Origin of the sequence: Streptomyces sp. NPDC047085 (assembly GCF_040643735.1) — a bacterium.
Classification (GTDB): Bacteria; Actinomycetota; Actinomycetes; order Streptomycetales; family Streptomycetaceae; genus Streptomyces.
The window spans coordinates 433,326-452,317 of sequence record NZ_JBEYUW010000005.1; the positions used below are offsets into that span (position 1 = coordinate 433,326).

Below are 18,992 nucleotides of genomic sequence, written 5' to 3' on the forward strand. Positions count from 1 at the left end.
TTCGGGCGGTATGAGTGCGGGCCCTGACGGTGAGGTCAGGGCCCGAGCCTGGCTCTTGTGTGCTGTGGGCTCCCCCGCAAGGATTCGAACCTTGTCCTGCTGGTACCAAAAACCAGTGTGCTGCCAGTTACACCACGGGGGACAGCGCTTCAGACCTTACCCGAGACGTGCCTGCGCCTGGGCCACGATTCCGCTCCACCAGCCTTCGATGCGGTTGTACAAGTGGGCACTCCGGGAGACGACGATGACCAGGCAACCGTGGTAGTCGTCACCGGTGTTCTTGCGGACTGTTTTGGGGTTGTGCCTCTTCAGGGTCGGTTTGGCGAAGACCGACACATCCACGTCGGCGACGGCGGCCCAGTAGCGGTGGGCTGCCTCGACGTCCGCCGACTCATGGATGAGTACGCGGAAGGTCAGGCGCTTCCGGTCCACATCGAGCAGGTCCAGCCATGCGAGGTAGGTACGGATCACGCCCGGGTCGCTGTTCACGAAGACCGCTCGCTCGCGTCGGTCGTACGGCTTGCTCTTCGAGCCTTCCGCCCAATAGAGCGCGACCCCCGCCATGAACAGTTCGCGGTCCGTCAGTTCTCCGATGTCCTTGAGGGCTGCGATCTTCGACTCCTTGCGCTTCTCGTGCTCTGCAGCGCGGCGCTTTGCAAGCCCCTCATGCATGAGTGCTCGCTGCTCTTCCGGCGTGTACCGAGGTTCGGGCCTCGGCAGATCCCGCACCCACAGCGACACCGAGCTTCGTGAGCAGCCCAGCTCCGCCTCGATCTGGTCGTACGTCCATCCCTGCAGCCGCAGCTCCCGTGCCCTCTCCCGCAGATCGTCCTTGGCCCTCGGCCGCTTGGTCCACTCAGGTGGCGGTTCCCCCTTCACCAGCTGGTTGAGGATGTCGTTGTTGAAGATCTTCAGTTCGTCCCGGATCTGCCGGAGGCTGTAGCCGGCCCGGCGCAGGGCGACCGCCTGCTTCCGTAGGCCCTCGAAGTCGGCGTATTTGCCAGGTGCATGTGTCATACGCATACCGTCCGGCCGGAACGCCGCGTTCCAGGGTCGAACGGGAGGGGGTTCAGCAGTTCGAGGGATTCCGGTGGGTTTCGAGTTCGTCCGGTTACGGAGTGTGGTCCAGGCCAGTAGGCGAAAGTCACCGGAAATGCCGTTGCCCGCGCCCGTACGCTGGAGGGCATGACCACGACGGGGGAAGACCATGCCAGGGGCCTGACCGGCCCGTGGTGGTGGGCCAGGTGGCGCAGTGCGGTGCTCGACGGGAGCCTCGCGCTGGTGTCCGCCGTGGAGTGCGGAGCGGAGGGCATTCCGTTCGCCCGGGACGCGGGTATTCCGGTGTCCCTGGGGATCGTCTTCGGGCTGATCGCCGGTTCGATGCTGCTGCTGCGCCGGAAGTGGCCGATCGCCGTCGTGCTGGTCGCCATCGCGATCACGCCGGCCCAGATGGGCTTCCTGATGGGCATCGTCGGCCTGTACACGCTGGCGGCGTGCGAGCTGCCGCGGCGGATCATCGTGGCGCTCGCGGGGATGTCGTTGCTGGGCACGATGATCGTGACGTTCGTGCGGGTGCGGCAGGACATGGCGCGGGGGGACTTGACCCTCGGCGACTGGTTCGTCCCCTTCGCTTCGATCACGACGTCCCTCGGACTGACGGCTCCGCCGTTGCTGCTCGGTCTGTACGTGGGTGCGCGGCGCCGGCTGATGGAGAGCCTGCGGGAGCGGGCGGACAGTCTGGAGCGGGAGCTCCAGTTGCTCGCGGAGCGGGCGGAGGAGCGTGCCGAGTGGGCGCGGAACGAGGAGCGGACGCGGATCGCGCGTGAGATGCACGACGTGGTCGCGCATCGGGTGAGCCTGATGGTGGTGCACGCGGCGGCGTTGCAGGCGGTGGCGCGGAAGGACCCCGAGAAGGCCGTGAAGAACGCGGCGCTGGTGGGGGACATGGGCCGGCAGGCGTTGACCGAGCTGCGGGAGATGCTCGGCGTGCTGCGGGCGGGGGACGGTGTGGACCGGCGTTCGGCGTCGGTGCCGTTGGCCGCGGTGGGGCTGGCTGCGGCCGAGGCGGCGTCGCGGGCGGATGCCGAGGAGGCGGCCGAGGCGGGCGCGGACGGGCCGTGTCTGTCGGAGCTGGAGGAGCTGATCGGGCAGTCGGAGGCGGCCGGAATGGTCGTGCGTCTGACGGTCGAGGGTGAGGTGCGTTCGTACGCGGCGGCGGTCGAGCAGACGGCGTACCGGGTGGTGCAGGAGGCGCTGACGAACGTCCACAAGCACGCGGCGGGTGCGAAGACGCATGTGCGGCTGGCGCATCGGCGGGCGGAGATCGCGATGCAGGTGGAGAACGAGCCGCCGCAGGAGCCGGGGTCGGCGTCGGCGGCGCGGTTGCCGTCGGGCGGCAATGGCCTGGTGGGGATGCGGGAGCGGGTCGTGGCGCTGGGCGGTGTGTTCGTGTCGGGGCCGACGGATGCGGGGGGTTTCCGGGTGTCGGCGGTGATTCCGGCGGCGTAGGCGGTGATTCCGTCGGCGCAGGCCGGGGCGGTGGGTCAGGCCAGGCGGTGGGTCAGGCGGGGCGGTGGGTCAGGCCACGGTGAGGCGTACGGGTTCGGTGCCGGCGATGAGGCTGGTCAGGGCGTGGTCGATGGTGGGGCCGACGTACCAGTCGCCGGTGTGGTCGACGGTGTAGACGCGGCCCTCGCTGTCGATGGCGAGGAGGGCGGCGGTGTCGGTCTCCTCGCCGAGGGGGCTGATCTCGGTGCCGAGGGCGCGGCCGAGGTCGCCCAGGGTGCGGGCGAGGTGGAGTCCGTGCAGCGGGTCGAGGTGGAGGGCAGCGGGGGCGACCTGACGGCCGGTGCCGGTGGGGGTGACGCGCAGGCCGCCGAATTCGGCCCAGGCCTCGACGGCGGCGGGGAAGACGGTGTGGCGGTGCCCGGCCGGTGAGGTGTGCTCGCGGAGGGTGTCGGCCCAGATTTCGGCCTGCTTTATGTCCCAGCGTCCTGGTTGCCAGCCGGCTGCGCGCAGGGCGGCGTCGACGGGGACGGGGAAGCGGGTGGTCGAGGCGCGGTCGGGGTGCATCTGCCCTTCGATCGTCGATCGTCGTGATTCGTGGTGACTGGGTGGTTCGGGGATCCGGATACGGGTCCTGGCGGGCCGGGGTCCTGGCGGGACCAGACGCCGGAGGGGGAGCCGGGTCGGCCGGGGTGCTAGTCGTCGGCTGTGGCGGGGTCGACGATGCGGACGCCGAAGTGGGCGCTGAGGGCGGTGCAGGCCCGGCAGGGCGTGGCGAAGCTGCCGTGCAGCGGGTCGCCGTCCTCGCGTATACGGCGGGCGGTGAGCTTGGCCTGTTTGAGAGTTTTGCGCGCCTCGCCGTTGGTCATGGGTTTGCGGGCGGCACGTTTGCTGCGGGCGGCGTCGGCGGCGGCGATGTGCCGGGAGATGAGGATGGTCTCGGCGCAGCGGCCGGTGAAGCGGTCGCGTTGCGTGCTGGTGAGGGTGTCGAGGAAGTCCTGGACGAGGGGGTGCAGCGGCGGGGGGTGGTCGCCGCGGGCGGCGGTGCCGGTGAGGGTGGCGCCGCGGACGGAGAGGGCGGCGGCGACGGTGGGCAGGATGCCGTCGCGGCGGTGCAGCAGGGTCGGGGCGGGGGCTGTGTCGGTGCCGCTCCAGCCGATGCGAGGGTCGCCGGCCCGCACGTCACTACCTCCGGTCTGCATCGTGTTCATGATCGTCTTCCCCTCCCCGGGCATCCCCCCGAAGGACACAGAGTGCCAAATGCCGTGGCTGGTGCGGAAGCTGGGGCGGTGCGACACGCCAGGGTCCGAGCTGGCTGTCACGGTGGGGTGACGGCTGGTCACGGAGGGGGTGGAGTGGAGAGAGGGTGGAGGTGGGGTGGACGTGGGGAGGGGGCCGGTGGGCCGGTGACCGGGGTGCGCGTACCGCATAGGCTGTCGGCACCGCGATGGGCGCGGTCAATGCGTCGGTGACGTTGGAGAGACAGTCGGATACGGGTCGGGGCGCGCCGGACAGGGCGCGGTGTCGGCTCGTACAGAGTGCCGCAGGGGGCAACCGCCATGACGACAGGTCGGCTCGGGCAGCAAGCCGCGCCGCCGAACGCGGCCTATGCCGGGCAGGTCGTGCATTTCCCGGATCCGGTGCGGGCGGCGCGTCACCCCAGAGGGGTACGGGTCGACGAGCGCGGTTACCCCGATTTCGCGCCCTACGCGCGCGCGGCGGCGGAGATCGCCGAGCCGCCGGAGGGTTTCGGCGTCGACGAGTTGCGGCTGACGGACTACGTGTCCGCGAACGCGGCGCTGGCGGCGTCGGGTCACGAGTTGTGGGACACGGTGCCGGATGTGGCGACGCCGCACGGCTGGACGTGGCATCACGTGGCGGGCACGCGGCGGCTGGAGCTGGTTCCGGTCGAGGTGAAGGCGTTGCTGCGGCATCACGGCGGTGTGGCGACGGCGTCGGTGGACCATGCCAAGCGCGGTACGCGGCCGTTGAACGAGACGCGTCCGGCGCACTTCGGGCTGCCGAAGTCCGGTGTGGCGGTGACGGAGTCGCAGGTGCAGGGCGTCGAGGAGGATCTCGGCTATCGCCTGCCGGGTGCCTACCGCACGTTCCTGAAGGCGGCGGGCGGGTGCGCGCCGGTGGGTGCCGCGCTGGACGCCCAGTTGGGGCTGCTGCTGGACCAGCCGTTCTTCACGGTGCGGGACGAGGCGGCGGTCAACGACCTCGTGTATGTGAACAAGTGTCTGCGTGACCATCTGACGAAGGATTACCTGGGCGTCGCGTTCGTGCAGGGTGGTCTGCTCGCGGTGAAGGTGCGCGGCGAGCGGGCCGGTTCGGTGTGGTTCTGCGCGTACGACGACGTGCGGGACGTGGATCCGTCGTGGTCGCCCGCGGAGCGGGTGGAGCGGTTGTTGCTGCCGTGCGGTGACGACTTCGACGCGTTCCTGTCGCGGCTGGCCGGCGATCCGCCGGAGCTGGAGACGGTGGCGAACCTGATGGTGGACGGCGGCTTCGCGCGCGCCGTCCCGGTGTCCACGGCGTCGGTGGGGGAGTGAGCTTCGGGCGATGGTGACGTTTGCACAGGCGCAGGAGCGCGCCGAGGAGTGGATCAACGGGGACGTCCCGGCGTACCAGCATCGTGAGGTGCGGGTGCGGGAGTTCGAGCTGGGCTTCGTGGTGTGGGGCGAGGACCGCGCGGAGGGGCCGCGTTCGGACGCGGGCGGCCAGCGGCTGGTGATCGCCCGGGACAGCGGGGAGGCCACGCTGTGGCCGGCGCTGCCGGTGGGTGAGGTGATCCGCCGGTACGAGGAGGAGTACGGCCGCCCCGACGAGGTCGAGGACGCGGTGCCGGCGCCGGCCCCGGCCCGGGTGGATCTGAACCAGACGTCGTTCCTGCTGAGTCCGCCGGAGTGGTTGCAGGAGGCGGCGGACAAGCTGGGGATTCCGGACCGGCGGCGTGAGACGTCGGGCTCGGGTGTGGACGCGGGCTCGGGTGCGGGTTCCGGCGTGGGCTCGGGCTCGGGTGCGGCGGATTCGGTCGCGGGTGCGGATGCGTCGGGTGCGGGTGCTGGTGCCGATGTCGGCGCTGGGCCCGGTGTCGGTTCCGGTGTCGGTTCCGGTTCTGTCGGTGTGGGCGGTGGCCTTGCCGAGACGCGGGCCGGGGTGCCCGCGCCGGCTGGAACGGGCGGCGTGGGTACGCCCGGTGGCACCGGGAGCGGTGCGCCGGAGGCGCCTGCCGGGGCCACGCCGTGGGCCGGTACGGACACCAACGCGGATGCGGGCGAGGACCGTTCGGTGCCGTTGCCCGCGACGGTGTTCGCGCCGCCGCTGAGCGATGTGGACGACGTGCCCGGGCAGCCGCCGACGGCCGCCCCGGACGCGAAGACGGCGCTGATGTCGGGCGGCAGCCAACTGCCGGCCACGGCGGTCGCGCCCGCGTTCGACCCCTCGAACGCGTCGGGAGCGCCTGTGCAGGGCGGGCCCGCCTACTCGCCGGCGCCCGGAACTCCGGGTGCGCCTCCGGCCGTTCCCGGTGTGCCGCAGGGAAGTACGCCTCCGCCGGGCGCTCCCGCGTACCCCGCCGCGCCCGGAACTCCGGGTGTGCCCCCGGCTGTTCCCGGTGTGCCGCAGGGAAGTACGCCTCCGCCCGCGCCCGCTGGGCCGACGTACGGCTATCCGCAGGGTCCCGGTGCGCAGCCGGGTGTCCCGGGCGGTCCGCAGGGTGCTCCCGGGTACGGCTATCCGCCGGGGCCGGGCGGTGCGCCGGACGCGTCGCAGCCGCCGACCGGGCCGGGTGCCGCGGGCCGGCCGCTCGCGCCGAACGCGGGGGACATCGCCGACGCCGCGACGAGCAAGGCCGCGCCGCCGCCCCGCAAGGGGCGCGGTGGGCTGGGTACGCCGCCTCCGCCGCCGGGCGCCCCCGGTGCGCCGGGCGCGCGCCCGGGGGGCACGGCCACTCCGCCTCCGCCTGGTGCGCCTGGTGCGCCCGCGGGCGCTTACGTGCCGACGCAACTGGTGTCGTCCCTCGGGCCGGACGGGCCCGGGGCGCCGGACGCGCCGCATGCTCCGGGTGCCCCGAACCCGCCCGGTGCCCCGAACCCGCCCGGTGCGCCGGGTGCTCCTGGTGGCACGCCTCCGGGCGGTGTGCACCACGCGGCCACGATGCTGGCCGACCCGAGTCAGATGGGAGGGGGCTCGCCGCAGTCTCCGGGCGCCCCGGGTATGCCGAACCCGCCCGGCGCCCCCGTGGCTCCGGGCGCCCCGGGCGTGCCGCACGCCCCCGGCGCGCCGCAGCCTCCTGCCGCCCCCGGCGCACCCCAGCCTCCGGCGGCACCGGGCGTGCCTGGTGCTCCCGGTGCGCCTGGCGTCCCCGGTGTTCCGGGAGCCGGGCAGGGTGTCGGGCAGGGTGCCGTGCACCACGCCGAGACCATGCTGGCCGCGCCCCCCGTGGGCGGTCCTGGCATGCCTCCGCCCCCGCCGCCCGGCCCCGGCGCTCCCGGCGCCCCGGGTATGCCGGGCGCGCCCAGCGCCCCCGGCTTCCCGGGCGCCCCGCAGCCGATGCCGCCGGGCGGGATGCCGCCGGGCGCGATGCCGCCGCCGGGTGGGGCGATGCCGGGTCAGCCCCCGGCGTACGGCTACCCGCAGCAGGGGCAGCCGACGGTGGGACCGGGCTATCAGGCCGTGCTGCGCTACCGCGCGCAGGACGGCTCGGAGCAGCAGCTGATCCGGCGTTCGGCGCCGGGCACGCCGCACCCGGAGTGGCAGATCTTCCACGAGCTGCGCTCGATGAACGTGCCGCCGGACCAGGTGCTGGAGCTGCACACGGAGCTGGAGTCGTGCGAGCTGCCGGGCGCGTACTGCGCGCGGATGATCCGGGAGCAGTGGCCGCAGGCGCGGATCACGAGCATCGCGCCGTACGGCACGGACCACGCGAGCCGTCAGCAGGGCATGCAGCAACTGCTCGCGCACCAGGGTGAGCTGCACCAGGTGGCGGACGGTCCCGCGCGGCCCGGGCCGGTGCGGGCGCCGCTGCCTCCGGTGCAGGCGGCGCCGCCGGTCCCGCCGGAGGCCATCGGGCCGGAGCTGGCCGCGGTGTTCGGGCCGGGGGTCTTCCGGTTCGAGCAGCAGGCGGTGTCGCGCCAGGGCGTGCCGCCGGTCGTGGCGCACACGCTGGTGGTGGCCGGTCTGCCGGTGGACATGGGCCCGTTCTTCTGGGCGCAGGCGCAGCCGGGCCGTCCGGTGCCGACGCTGGCGGAGCTGGCGGCCGAGCGCGGTGTGCAGCCGGCCGCGGACGCGGGCTCGTACCTGGTCATGGGTACGGACTTCGGCCGGGCGATCTGTGTGCAGTACGGCACCGCGAACATCGTCGCCGTACCGGTGGAGGCGGGTCCGGGCGGTGCTCCGGTGCCGCCGCAGTTCGTGAACACCGGGCTGCCGGAGTTCGTGCGCTGTCTCGCGCTGCTGGGCCGGATGTGGCGGCTGCGGTTCGGGCTGAACCAGGAGCAGGCGGGCCGCTGGACCGTCGATTTCCAGGCGCAGCTGGCCGCCCTGGACCCGGCGGCGCTCGGCTCGCCGGAGAGCTGGTGGTCGGTGCTGCTGGAGCAGATGTGGGACGGACTGCTGTAGTCCGCGTCCCAGGAATCGGGTCACATCTTGCCCTTCACGCGCGCGTGGAGGGCAAGATGGGCGGGTGGACTTGGAGCCGTTCCGGGGCGAGTTGGTGGCGTACTGCTACCGCATGCTGGGCTCCTTCCACGAGGCCGAGGACCTGACGCAGGAGACGATGCTGCGGGCCTGGAAGGCCAGGGACCGGTACGACCCCGCGCGCGCGTCCGTGCGGACCTGGCTGTACCGGATCGCGACCAACGCCTGCCTGACCGCGCTCGAGGGCCGGGCCCGCCGCCCGCTGCCGTCGGGGCTCGGGGCGCCGAGCGAGGATCCGGGGGCACCGCTCACGCCGGCGCTCGACGTGCCGTGGCTGGAGCCGTTCCCCGAGGCGCGGTTCGACCTGGAGGCGCGCGCGGACCTGAGGCTCGCGCTGGTGGCGGCGCTGCAGCTGCTGCCGGCGCGGCAGCGGGCCGTGCTGGTGCTGCGCGAGGTGCTGGAGTTCTCCGCCGCCGAGGTCGCCGATCAGCTGGGGACGTCGGTGGCCGCGGTCAACAGCGCGCTGCAACGGGCCCGTTCGGCGCTCGCGCGCGAGGGCGGGGCCGGCGGGGCCGGCGAGGTGACCGAGCCGGGCGATCCCGAGGTGCGGGCCGTCGTCCAGCGGTACGTGCGCGCCTTCGAGGCGGCCGACGTCCCGGCGCTCGTACGGCTGCTCACCGAGGACGCGGTCCTGGAGATGCCGCCGGTGCCGCTGTGGTACCGGGGCCGTCGCGACTACGGCCGGTTCATGGAGCGGGTGTTCGCGCTGCGCGGCACGGGCTGGCGGATGGAGCGCGTGGCGGCCAACACGCAGGCGGCGCTCGCGGCGTACGCTCCCGAGCCCGGCGGCGGCCACCGTCTGCACACCCTCCAGCTCCTGACGGTCACGGGTGGCCGTGTCGCGCGCAACGTCGTGTTCGCGGACCCACGCGTACTGGCCGCGTTCCCGCAGGTCCCCTTGGGGTGACGGCTCGGTCTGTCGGACCCCGCCGGGGTTTTTTCCTCGACTTTCCGCCGGGCGCGATGAGTCCGTGGGGTGCCGCCGGTACGTACCGGTGAAGCAGCCGAGCGAAGGGACCAGTGCCGTGAGTGTCGTCGTCATCGAGTTCATCACCCTGGACGGGATCGTGTCCGACCCGGACGGGTCCGCGGGAACGCCGTACGGAGGCTGGGCGTTCCGGCACGGCCCCGAGGCCGTGGCCGGGGACAAGTTCCGCCTCGGCAGGGTGCTGGACGAGGGGGTCCTGCTGCTGGGCCGTACGACCTGGGAGCTGTTCGCGGGGCTGTGGCCGGGGCGGGAGGACCCGTTCTCCGCGCGGATGAACGCCGTACCGAAGCTGGTCGTCTCCCGTACCGCGCCCGACGTGTCGAAGTGGTCTCCCTCGCGCCTGGTGGAGAGCGATCTCGTGGAGGCCGTACGGGCCGAGCGGCGGGACGTGGTCGTCACCGGGAGCCTCTCGGTGGTGCAGGCGCTGATGGGGGCCGGCCTGGTCGACGAGTACCGGCTGCTGACGTTCCCGGTCGTGCTGGGGGAGGGCCGGCGGCTGTTCCCGGCGGGGGGTCCGCCCGCCGATCTGGAGTGTGTGTCGGCGGAGCGGGTCGGCGCCGCCGTCCTCACCCGGTACCTGAGGCCGTCCGCAGCATGAGCATCACCCTCGGGGGTGATGTGCGGGAGAGGTGCTGACGGCGGCCCTCGCCGGGTGCGGGGTCGCCGGGTCGGTCACGGCGTGCTCACGGCGTGCGCGTTCCGGGCAGATGAAGTCCGATGCCGACCGTGACATGCCTGCGGAGTGTCGCGTTGTGAACACTTATGCCCTATCCATCAAGATATGCGCGAAATCGTCCTGTCGTGTATGTCCGGTGGAGAGGGGTTCCCAGGGTGAGCAGCGCATCGAATACGCCGCACGGCTTCGTGACCGTCCGGGGGCGCGGCTACCGCCCCGACCAGGTCGACGCCTACACGCAGGCGCTGTCGCGGGACCGGGACGCCGCGTGGGAGCGCGCCGCCCGGCTGACCGTCCTCGCCAAGGACATGGAGGCGGAGGCCGTGCGGCTGCGCGAGGTCGTCGCAGGGCTCGCGCCGCAGGCGTACGAGACGCTCGGGGAGCGCGCACAACGGCTCTTCCACCTCGCGCTGGAGGAGGCCGCGGAGGTGCGTGAGAAGGCCCGGCGCGCGGCGCGGGAGCAGGTCGCGCAGGCGGAGGTCGAGGCCCTCGGCGTGCGCCGGGCGGCGGAGGAAGCCGCGGACGCGCTCCGCGCGGAGGCCGCGGAACACGCCCGCCGGCGGCTGATCGCAGCGCGCGCCGAGGCGGACGCCCTGCGCATCGAGGCCCGGCGCGAGGTGAAGCAGGGGCGCGGGGAGGCGCTCGTCGTACTGCGCGAGGTACGACAGCACACCACCACCGTCCTCACCGCGCAGGCCGGGGAACAGGCCGAGCGCTGGGCCGCCGCCGAGCGCGAGGAGGCCGCACGGGAGGCCGCGTTCGAGGCCCGGAACGCCGAACGGCTCTCCCGCGCGCAGGCCGCCCTGGCGGAGGCGGAGCGGGCGTTCGGCGAGGCCGAGGAGTCCGCGCGCCGCCTCGAGGAGGAGGCACACGCGCGTGCCGCCGAGATCGGCACCGAAGCCCGCCACCACGCGGACCGCACGGCCCAGGAGACGGAACGCGTGCTGCGCGAGCACAGCGAGACCTGGGACCACGTCCAGGCCCAGATGGACCAGGTACGGCACCGGATCATCACGCTGAGCGGCAAGGCGGCGGCGCTGGAATAGCCGACGGGCGCGGCGCCCCCGGCGCAGGAGACCTTGGCGCGGGGACCCCTCGCAGAGCGGCCGCTCTCAACTCCCCCTGCGTACCGCCCCCGCCAGGATCCACCCCTCCACCGCCTCGTACTGGTGCCGCTGTTCCTCCGCCTTCCGCCGGCCCGACAGGACCGTGCCCAGCCAGCCGAAGAAGAAGCCGGCCGGAATGGAGACGATGCCGGTCGTGGTGAACGGGAACCAGTTGAAGTCGGCCTGCGGGAACGCCGAGACCGGCGAGCCGGAGACGAGATTGGTGCCCGGCATGAGCAGCAGCACGGTCAGCGAGCCCCCGATGAGCGTGCCCATCAGCCCGCTGCGCGTGTAGCGGCGCCAGAACAGGCCGTACACCAGGGCGGGCGCCAGCGCGGAGGCGCCCAGGCAGAAGGAGAGGGTCACCAGGGGCTGCAGGCTGTGATGCTGCACCAGGGTGGCCAGCAGGATCGTCGGCACGCCCACGGCGAGCGCCGAGACGCGGGCCAGGGCCATCTCCCGGGGGGCCGGCATCTCCTGCACCCGGGCGGCGAACACGTCGTGGGCCAGGGAGTTGGCGCAGGCGAGGATCATCCCGGCCACCGAGGCGAGCATGGTCAGGAAGATCGCCGTGGTGACCAGGGTGAACAGGAACGTCTCCGCCGTCGACACCTCGGCGCCGAACACCGCCCGCGAGCCCAGCAGATACGCCGTGTTGCCCTGCGGGTCGGCCGCCGCGATCGCCGTACGGCCGACCAGGGCCGTGGCGCCGAACCCCACCACCATGAGGACCAGCACGAACAGGGCCACGATCGACACCGCCCAGGACATCGAGCGGCGCACCTGGCGGGCGCTGGAGGCGGTGTACATGCGCATGGTGACGTGCGGCAGACAGGCGCCGCCGAGCACGACGGTCAGCTCCGAGGCGATCATGTCCAGGCGGGAGCGGGTGCCGGTACCGAACTCCAGCCCGGAGCGCAGGAAGGCCGGTCCGGCCCCGCTCTGCCGCGCCGCCGCGTCGAACAGGGCGCCCGGGTCCCAGTCGAAGCGGTTCAGCACCAGGGCTGCGATCACAGCGCCCGACCCGAGGAGGATCACGATCTTCAGGATCTGGATGAGCGCGGTGCCCTTCATGCCGCCGATCGCCGCGTAACTGATCATCAGCGCGCCGAGTCCCACGACACAGCCGGTCTCCAGCGCCTCGCTCGAGAAGCCGAGCACGAACGCCATCAGTTGCCCGGTGGCGGCCAGTTGGACCAGCATCAACGGCAGCAGCGCGGCGATCGTCACGACACAGGCCGCGATGCGCACCCCGCGGCCCGGCAGCCGGCGGGCGAGCGCGTCGCCCATGGTGAACCGGCCCGCGTTGCGCAGCGGTTCGGCCAGCAGGAACATCAGCAGCATGAGCGACAGGGCCGTACTGAGGGCGAGGACGACACCGTCGTAGCCGCACAGGGCGATCACCCCGCCCGTGCCGAGGACGCTGGCCGCGGAGATGTAGTCGCCGGCGATGGCCAGGCCGTTGCGCATCGGGGAGAGGGATCCGTAGCCGGTGTAGAACTCGTCGAGGTCGTCGCGGTCCGGGCCGGTCATCACGCACAGCAGCAGGGTGACGGTGGCCACGGTGGTGAAGGCGACCAGTGACATCGCCTGCGCCGTGCCGCTGAAGCCGGTGAAGCCGGTCAGGTCCGTCAGACCGGGAGAACCGGAAGAGCCGGAAGAGCTGGAAGGGCCGGCAGCGCCGGGTGCGTCGGGGGAGCCGGCGGCCAGGGCGGCGAGGGTCGGGAGGCCGGTCATCGGGCGGCTCCTCGCCGTGCGTCCAGTTCGGCCTCCTTGCGGATGCGGTCCGCGAGCGGGTCGACGTGGCGGCGCGCGGTGTGCTCGTACAGGGCGATCGCCAGCCAGGTGACCGGGAGTTGGATCAGGGCCAGCAGCAGCCCGGCGGGGATGCCGTCGGCGACCGTGCCCGTCATGACGTGCGGGGCGAACGCGGACAGGATCAGGAACAGCGTGAAGTAGCCGAGCGCGGTGAGCGTGGCGGTGCGCCGCTGCCAGCGGTACGCGCGGCGCAGCAGGCGCAAATCGCTGTGGTGCCCGAGGGGTTCGCGCACCGGCGCCGGGTTCGGGACGGACGGCGCCGGGGGCGGCGGCTGCCAGGGGTAGGTGGGGTGGCCGGGGTAGGCGTGGTGGGCGGGGGAGGGGGACGAGGGTGGCTGCGGTGGGTGCGACGGGTGCGATGAGTAGGAGGGGGGCGAGGGGCGCGAGGGGGGTGATGAGTACGAGGGGTGTGGTGGGTCGTAGGGCAGGTTGTAGGACATCCCGGTGCTCCTTGCGCGGCTCGGGTCCGTGGCGGCGGACCGCAGGGAGTGGGGGGTATGCGGAGTCACGCACGCTACTCGCGGGGTCGGTGCCGCGCGGCGTTTTCGCCCAACTGGCCGGTCGGTATGCGCTTACTAGTCGGAAAAGGGGTCGACGGAGGCCCCGACGCCGGGTGTTACCCGCGTTAACCTGGGGCGGAGCGCCACGGGGCGGGACCCGTACCCGGGCGGTCCCCCGCTCCTCCCGGCCCTCTACTCCTGCCGCCCCTGCTCCTGCCGCACCGGAAACCTCCGCGGTGCGACCACGAGCAGCACTAGAAAGGCCAGTGCCGCCGCGCACGCCGCGCCGAAGTACACCGCGTGCACGGCCGCCGCGATCGCCCGCCGCGTCGCCTCCGGGGCCGTACCAGCGTCCAGCGCGCGCGTGACGGACTCCAGGTCGCCCGTCCCGCCCAGCCGCGCGGCCAGCACCCCGTTGGCGACGGCGCCGAACACGGAGGCGCCCACGGTCTGCCCGGTCTGCCGGCAGAACAGGACCGAAGCGGTCGTCGTGCCCCGCTCCGACCAGCCCACGGTCGACTGCACCCCGATGATGAGGGGCAGCTGGAACAGCCCGAGCACCGCGCCCAGCGCGAGCATCAGCAGCGTCGGCTGCCACCAGGACCCGGGATACGGCAGGAACGGGAAGGCGAGCAGGATCAGCGCGCCCATGCCGATGCCGAGCAGCGCGGTGTCGCGGAAGCCGATGCGCCGGTACACGTGCTGGCTGACGGCCGCCGACCCCGACCAGGTCAGCGTCCACACGCACAGCACCAGGCCGGCGGCCGCGGGCCCGAGCCCGAGCACCGACTGGGCGTACGTCGGCAGGAACACCGACGGGGCCACCATCAGCAGCCCCAGCGCGCCGAACGCCAGATTGACGGCCGCGATCGTACGGCGCCGCCACACCCACCCGGGGATGATCGGATCCGCCGCCCGCCGCTCCACCCACACCACCGCGCCCGCCAGGGCGAGTCCGGCGCCGAACAGGGCGAGCGAGGGGGCCGACAGCCAGGCCCAGGCCACCCCGCCCTGCACGAGCGCGGTCAGCAGGGCCCCGCCGCACGCGAACACCGCGAGCGCGCCCGCCCAGTCCACGCGCGCGCGTGCGGCCTTTTCGCGCTCGGGTTCGTGCAGGTGGCGCACGATCAGCCACAGCGCGGCCGCGCCGATCGGCAGGTTGACCAGGAAGATCCAGCGCCAGTCGGCGTACGCGGCCAGCACTCCGCCGAGGCCCGGACCGGCCACCGCCGACACCGCCCACACCGTGGACAGCCTGGCCTGGATCCTCGGGCGCTCCGCGAGCGGGTACAGGTCGGCGGCCAGCGTCTGCACCGTTCCCTGCAACGCCCCGCCGCCCAGCCCCTGTACGACCCGGAACGCGATCAGCGCCGCCATGTTCCAGGCGCCGGCGCACAGCAGCGAGCCCAGCAGGAACACGGCGGCGCCCGCGACCAGGACCGGCTTGCGGCCGAAGGTGTCGGAGAGCTTGCCGTAGACGGGCAGGGTGACGGTGACGGCGAGCAGATAGCCGGAGAACAGCCAGGAGAAGACGGAGAACCCGCCGAGGTCGCCGACGATCTGCGGTACGGCGGTGGAGACGATGGTGGCGTCGAGTGCGGCCAGCGCCATCGCGAGCATCAGCGCGGCGACGACCGCGCCTCTTTTGCGGGGGTCCTGCCGTGTCGTGGCGTCGCCGCGTATCGCGGGTGTCGTACTCCCCACCGGAAATCCCCTCCCGTGCTCCTCGCCGCCAGGGCGAGCGCGTCACACCCCCGCCCCGGCCCATGCCCCATGCACGTATCCCGGTACGACAGCTTCCCACGAGGGGCGCGACTTGACCCTGACGCGACGGGAGGGTGGAGGCTGGCTGGGCCGGTGGGTGGAGCCGACCCTGAGGGAGCGTCCACCCGGCGGTGGACCTCCCCTAGGGGTCTCTCCGTACTACGGCTCGGGGAGGGTTCGTCCCCCCGGAGGACGAGACCGGCCCCGGGTCGTCCTTAACCTGGCTTTACGCCGCTGGGGGGCGGCTGACGGCACCAGTGAGGGTGGGGTTTACCCCCCTTCAAGAGGGGGCTCCGCACCAGCGCGCGGCACCCTCCCCTCCCGCCAGACTCGTCGTCGTACCCGAACGAACACACCGGTCTGCCGGTGCCATCCGCAGACTCGTCAACCGACATAGGAGACATACCGTGACATCGGCTGTGACCATTCCCAGGCACGGGGGTACTGGAGGGCCTACGGCCGTTGCCGCGCGGGCGCGGCAGGTCGTGAAGGCGTACGGGTCCGGCGAGACCCGTGTCGTCGCCCTCGACCACGTCGACGTGGACATCGCACGCGGCCAGTTCACCGCGATCATGGGCCCCTCGGGCTCCGGCAAGTCCACGCTGATGCACTGCCTCGCCGGTCTCGACACCGTGACGGGCGGTCAGATCTACCTGGACGAGACCGAGATCACCGGCCTGAAGGACAAGAAGCTCACCCAGCTGCGCCGGGACCGGATCGGCTTCATCTTCCAGGCGTTCAACCTGCTGCCGACGCTGAACGCGATCGAGAACATCACGCTCCCCATGGACATCGCCGGGCGCAAGCCGGACAAGGCGTGGCTGGACCGGGTCGTGGAGACCGTCGGGCTGGCCGGCCGGCTCAAGCACCGGCCCACCCAGCTCTCCGGCGGCCAGCAGCAGCGCGTCGCCGTGGCCCGCGCGCTCGCCGCCCGCCCGGAGATCATCTTCGGTGACGAGCCGACCGGAAACCTCGACTCGCGCGCGGGAGCCGAAGTCCTCGGCTTCCTGCGCCGCTCGGTGGACGAGCTGGGCCAGACCATCGTGATGGTCACCCACGACCCGGTCGCCGCCTCCTACGCCGACCGTGTGCTCTACCTCGCCGACGGCCGGATCGTGGACGAGATGTACCAGCCGACGGCCGATCAGGTCCTGGACCGCATGAAGGACTTCGACGCCCGGGGGCGCACGTCATGACCGTCATGAAGACCTCGATGCGCAGCTTCTTCGCGCACAAGGGCCGCATGGCGCTGTCGGCGGTCGCCGTACTGCTGTCGGTCGCCTTCGTGTGCGGCACCCTGGTGTTCACCGACACGATGAACACCACCTTCGACAAGCTCTTCCAGGCCACGGCCTCGGACGTGACGGTCAGCGCCAAGGGCTCCTCCGACACCGGTCAGACCACCTCCCGTACGGGCAAGCCGCCGGTCATGCCGGCTTCCGTGCTCGGCGAGGTCCGCAAGGCCGAGGGCGTCGCGAAGGCCGAGGGGACGGTGTTCTCCACCTCGGTGACCGTCGTCGACCACGACCTGGACAAGCTCTCGCCCAGCAGCGGCGCCCCGACCATCGTCGGCAGCTGGAACGGCAACGACGCCCGCACCATGAAGATCACCTCCGGCCGGGCGCCCCAGGGCTCCGACCAGGTCATGGTCGACGCGGACACCGCCGACAAGCACCACCTCGAGCTCGGCGACGAGATCGGCATGATCAGCGCCGTCGGCACGTTCCACGCGCGCGTGTCCGGCATCGCCACCTTCACCGTCACCAACCCCGGCGCGGCGATCTTCTACCTGGACACGAAGACCGCCCAGAAGACCCTGGTCGGCCGCACCGGTGTGTACACCAACGTCAACGTCACCGCCGCCAAGGGCGTGACCGACGCGCGGCTGAAGGCGAACGTGACCGCCGAACTCGGCCACGCCTACAAGGTGCAGACCGCCAAGGAGGTCGCCGACGCCAACCAGAAGGACGTCAAGTCCTTCCTGGACGTCATGAAGTACGCGATGCTCGGCTTCGCCGGGATCGCCTTCCTCGTCGGCATCTTCCTGATCATCAACACCTTCTCCATGCTGGTCGCCCAGCGCACCCGGGAGATCGGCCTGATGCGCGCCATCGGCTCCTCCCGCAGGCAGGTCAACCGGTCCGTGCTCGTCGAGGCGCTGCTGCTCGGCGTGATCGGCTCCGTGCTCGGCGTCGGCGCGGGCATCGGCATCGCCGTCGGCCTGATGAAGCTCATGGGCCAGATGGGCATGCACCTGTCCACCGACGACCTGACCGTCGCCTGGACCACCCCCGCGGTGGGCCTGCTGCTCGGCGTGATCGTCACCGTCCTGTCCGCCTACCTGCCCGCCCGCCGCGCCGGCAAGATCTCCCCGATGGCCGCCCTGCGCGACGCGGGCACCCCGGCCGACGCCAAGGCCGGGATCGTACGGGCCCTGATCGGCCTGGCCCTCACCGGCGCCGGCACCGCGAGCCTGTACGCCGCCGCCCACGCCGACAAGGCCAAGGACGGCTCCTCGTGGCTGGGTCTGGGCGTGGTGCTGACCCTGATCGGCTTCGTCGTCATCGGCCCGCTGCTGGCCGGCGGCGTGGTCCGCGTCCTCGGCGCGGTCGTCCTGCGGATCTTCGGCCCCGTCGGCCGCATGGCCGAGCGCAACGCCCTGCGCAACCCGCGCCGCACCGGCGCCACCGGCGCGGCCCTGATGATCGGCCTGGCCCTGGTGGCCTGCCTGTCGGTGGTCGGCTCCTCCATGGTGGCCTCCGCCACCAGCCAGCTCGACAAGACCGTCGGCACGGACTTCATCGTCGCCGCCGACAACGACAATGGCGACGTCATCAACAAGCAGGCGGTCCAGGCCGTCAAGGACACGCCGGGCCTGGAGCGGGTCACCGAGTACAAGCTCCTGGACGTCACCCTCGGCACCCCGGACGGCAAGGTCGCCAAGAAGGAGACGATCAACGCGGCCGACCCGACCTACGCACAGGATGTCCGCACCAAGACGGCCGCCGGCAACCTCGCCGACGCCTACAAGCCCGACTCGATGTCCGTCCCCGAGGGCTTCGCAAACGACCACGGCATCAAACTCGGCTCCACCGTCACGGTCGGCTTCAAGGACGGCAGGACGGCCAAGCTGACCGTCCGCGCGATCACCAGCGACGACGTGGTCATCGACAAGGGCGCGATGTACGCCTCCATCGCCACGGTGGCCAAGTACGTTCCGGCCGACAGGATGCCGCTCGACGTGCTGGTCTTCGCCAGTGCCAAGGACGGACAGAAGGACGCCGCCTACAAGGCCCTGAAGTCGGCGCTGCACCAGTACCCGCAGTACGTGGTGCGCGACCAGACCGACTACAAGAAGGCCCTGAAGGACCAGATCGGCCAGCTGCTGAACATGATCTACGGCCTTCTCGCGCTCGCGATCATCGTCGCCGTCCTCGGCGTGGTGAACACCCTCGCCCTGTCGGTGGTCGAGCGCACCCGCGAGATCGGCCTCATGCGGGCGATCGGCCTCTCCCGCCGCCAGCTGCGCCGCATGATCCGCCTGGAGTCCGTGGTGATCGCCCTCTTCGGCGCCCTCCTCGGCCTCGGTCTCGGCATGGGCTGGGGCGCCACCGCCCAGAAGCTCCTCGCCCTGGAAGGCCTGAACGTCCTGGAGATCCCCTGGGGCACGATCACCACCGTCTTCATCGGCTCGGCCTTCGTCGGCCTCTTCGCCGCCCTCGTCCCCGCCTTCCGCGCCGGCCGCATGAACGTCCTGAACGCCATCGCCACGGACTGACCCCCGAGGCCCGGCCGACGGCACGAGCCCCGCATACGGGGACGGGGAACGGCCACCGCGCAGTGGGTTCGCAGGGAAAGCCCACCGCACAGGGGGCGCGGGGAAAGACCACCGCATACGGGGGTTGCGGGGGAGAACCCGGCACCGGGAAGTC

Annotated in this window: 14 protein-coding genes and 1 tRNA gene; 8 read left to right on the forward strand and 7 right to left on the reverse strand. The window is 72.4% G+C overall.

Annotated elements, in window-relative coordinates; translation table 11 throughout:
- Window positions 1–69: 69 nt before the first annotated feature.
- Both ABZ865_RS20680 and ABZ865_RS20685 read right to left on the reverse strand, forming a co-directional pair.
- A tRNA-Gln gene (locus ABZ865_RS20680) sits at window positions 70–142 on the reverse strand.
- A 14-nt stretch (window positions 143–156) separates the two neighbouring features.
- Window positions 157–1,017 (reverse strand): hypothetical protein, encoded by an 861-nt coding sequence (locus ABZ865_RS20685; RefSeq protein ID WP_361231993.1) that lies wholly within the window; start codon window positions 1,015–1,017, stop codon window positions 157–159.
- A 168-nt stretch (window positions 1,018–1,185) separates the two neighbouring features.
- Between ABZ865_RS20685 and ABZ865_RS20690 the strand changes: the two genes are divergently transcribed.
- Window positions 1,186–2,508: a histidine kinase gene (locus ABZ865_RS20690; RefSeq protein WP_361231995.1), complete on the forward strand. Its 1,323-nt coding sequence runs from the start codon at window positions 1,186–1,188 to the stop codon at window positions 2,506–2,508.
- A 69-nt stretch (window positions 2,509–2,577) separates the two neighbouring features.
- Here ABZ865_RS20690 and ABZ865_RS20695 read toward each other — a convergent pair whose 3' ends face one another.
- Complete coding sequence (locus ABZ865_RS20695) at window positions 2,578–3,072, reverse strand: SUKH-3 domain-containing protein (RefSeq protein ID WP_361231997.1); 495 nt, start codon at window positions 3,070–3,072, stop codon at window positions 2,578–2,580.
- 128 nt (window positions 3,073–3,200) lie between these two features.
- The gene (locus ABZ865_RS20700; RefSeq protein WP_361231999.1) at window positions 3,201–3,716 is read right to left on the reverse strand and encodes a YwqJ-related putative deaminase; all 516 of its coding nucleotides are present in this window, start codon (window positions 3,714–3,716) and stop codon (window positions 3,201–3,203) included.
- Window positions 3,717–4,064: 348 nt separating this feature from the next.
- Between ABZ865_RS20700 and ABZ865_RS20705 the strand changes: the two genes are divergently transcribed.
- From ABZ865_RS20705 to ABZ865_RS20725, 5 genes are all read left to right on the forward strand, one after another.
- Complete coding sequence (locus tag ABZ865_RS20705) at window positions 4,065–5,060, forward strand: SMI1/KNR4 family protein (RefSeq protein ID WP_361232001.1); 996 nt, start codon at window positions 4,065–4,067, stop codon at window positions 5,058–5,060.
- Between the two features lie 10 nt (window positions 5,061–5,070).
- Window positions 5,071–8,130 (forward strand): SUKH-4 family immunity protein, encoded by a 3,060-nt coding sequence (locus ABZ865_RS20710; RefSeq protein WP_361232003.1) that lies wholly within the window; start codon window positions 5,071–5,073, stop codon window positions 8,128–8,130.
- Window positions 8,030–9,115: an RNA polymerase subunit sigma-70 gene (locus ABZ865_RS20715; protein ID WP_361232295.1), complete on the forward strand. Its 1,086-nt coding sequence runs from the start codon at window positions 8,030–8,032 to the stop codon at window positions 9,113–9,115. Before ABZ865_RS20710 ends, ABZ865_RS20715 begins: the two co-directional genes overlap by 101 nt.
- Window positions 9,116–9,233: 118 nt before the next feature.
- Window positions 9,234–9,794 carry a dihydrofolate reductase family protein gene (locus tag ABZ865_RS20720; RefSeq protein ID WP_361232005.1) on the forward strand — a complete coding sequence of 187 codons (561 nt, stop codon included), beginning with the start codon at window positions 9,234–9,236 and terminating at the stop codon, window positions 9,792–9,794.
- 233 nt (window positions 9,795–10,027) lie between these two features.
- Window positions 10,028–10,918, forward strand: a complete 891-nt coding sequence (locus ABZ865_RS20725) for a cellulose-binding protein (RefSeq protein ID WP_361232007.1) — start codon at window positions 10,028–10,030, stop codon at window positions 10,916–10,918.
- Window positions 10,919–10,984: 66 nt separating this feature from the next.
- On the opposite strand, the gene ABZ865_RS20730 is transcribed toward ABZ865_RS20725, so the two are convergent.
- The 3 genes from ABZ865_RS20730 to ABZ865_RS20740 form a co-directional block, all read right to left on the reverse strand.
- Window positions 10,985–12,565 carry a cation acetate symporter gene (locus ABZ865_RS20730; protein ID WP_361232298.1) on the reverse strand — a complete coding sequence of 527 codons (1,581 nt, stop codon included), beginning with the start codon at window positions 12,563–12,565 and terminating at the stop codon, window positions 10,985–10,987.
- Between the two features lie 146 nt (window positions 12,566–12,711).
- Entirely contained in the window at window positions 12,712–13,236 is a 525-nt protein-coding gene (locus ABZ865_RS20735; protein WP_361232009.1) for a DUF485 domain-containing protein, read from the reverse strand.
- A 252-nt stretch (window positions 13,237–13,488) separates the two neighbouring features.
- A complete protein-coding gene (locus tag ABZ865_RS20740) occupies window positions 13,489–15,000 on the reverse strand; it encodes an MFS transporter (RefSeq protein ID WP_361232011.1) in 1,512 nt (503 codons plus the stop codon).
- A 467-nt stretch (window positions 15,001–15,467) separates the two neighbouring features.
- Between ABZ865_RS20740 and ABZ865_RS20745 the strand changes: the two genes are divergently transcribed.
- Window positions 15,468–16,256: an ABC transporter ATP-binding protein gene (locus ABZ865_RS20745; RefSeq protein WP_361232013.1), complete on the forward strand. Its 789-nt coding sequence runs from the start codon at window positions 15,468–15,470 to the stop codon at window positions 16,254–16,256.
- Window positions 16,253–18,838, forward strand: coding sequence for an FtsX-like permease family protein (locus tag ABZ865_RS20750; protein WP_361232015.1), 2,586 nt, complete (start codon window positions 16,253–16,255; stop codon window positions 18,836–18,838). Before ABZ865_RS20745 ends, ABZ865_RS20750 begins: the two co-directional genes overlap by 4 nt.
- Window positions 18,839–18,992: the final 154 nt, after the last annotated feature.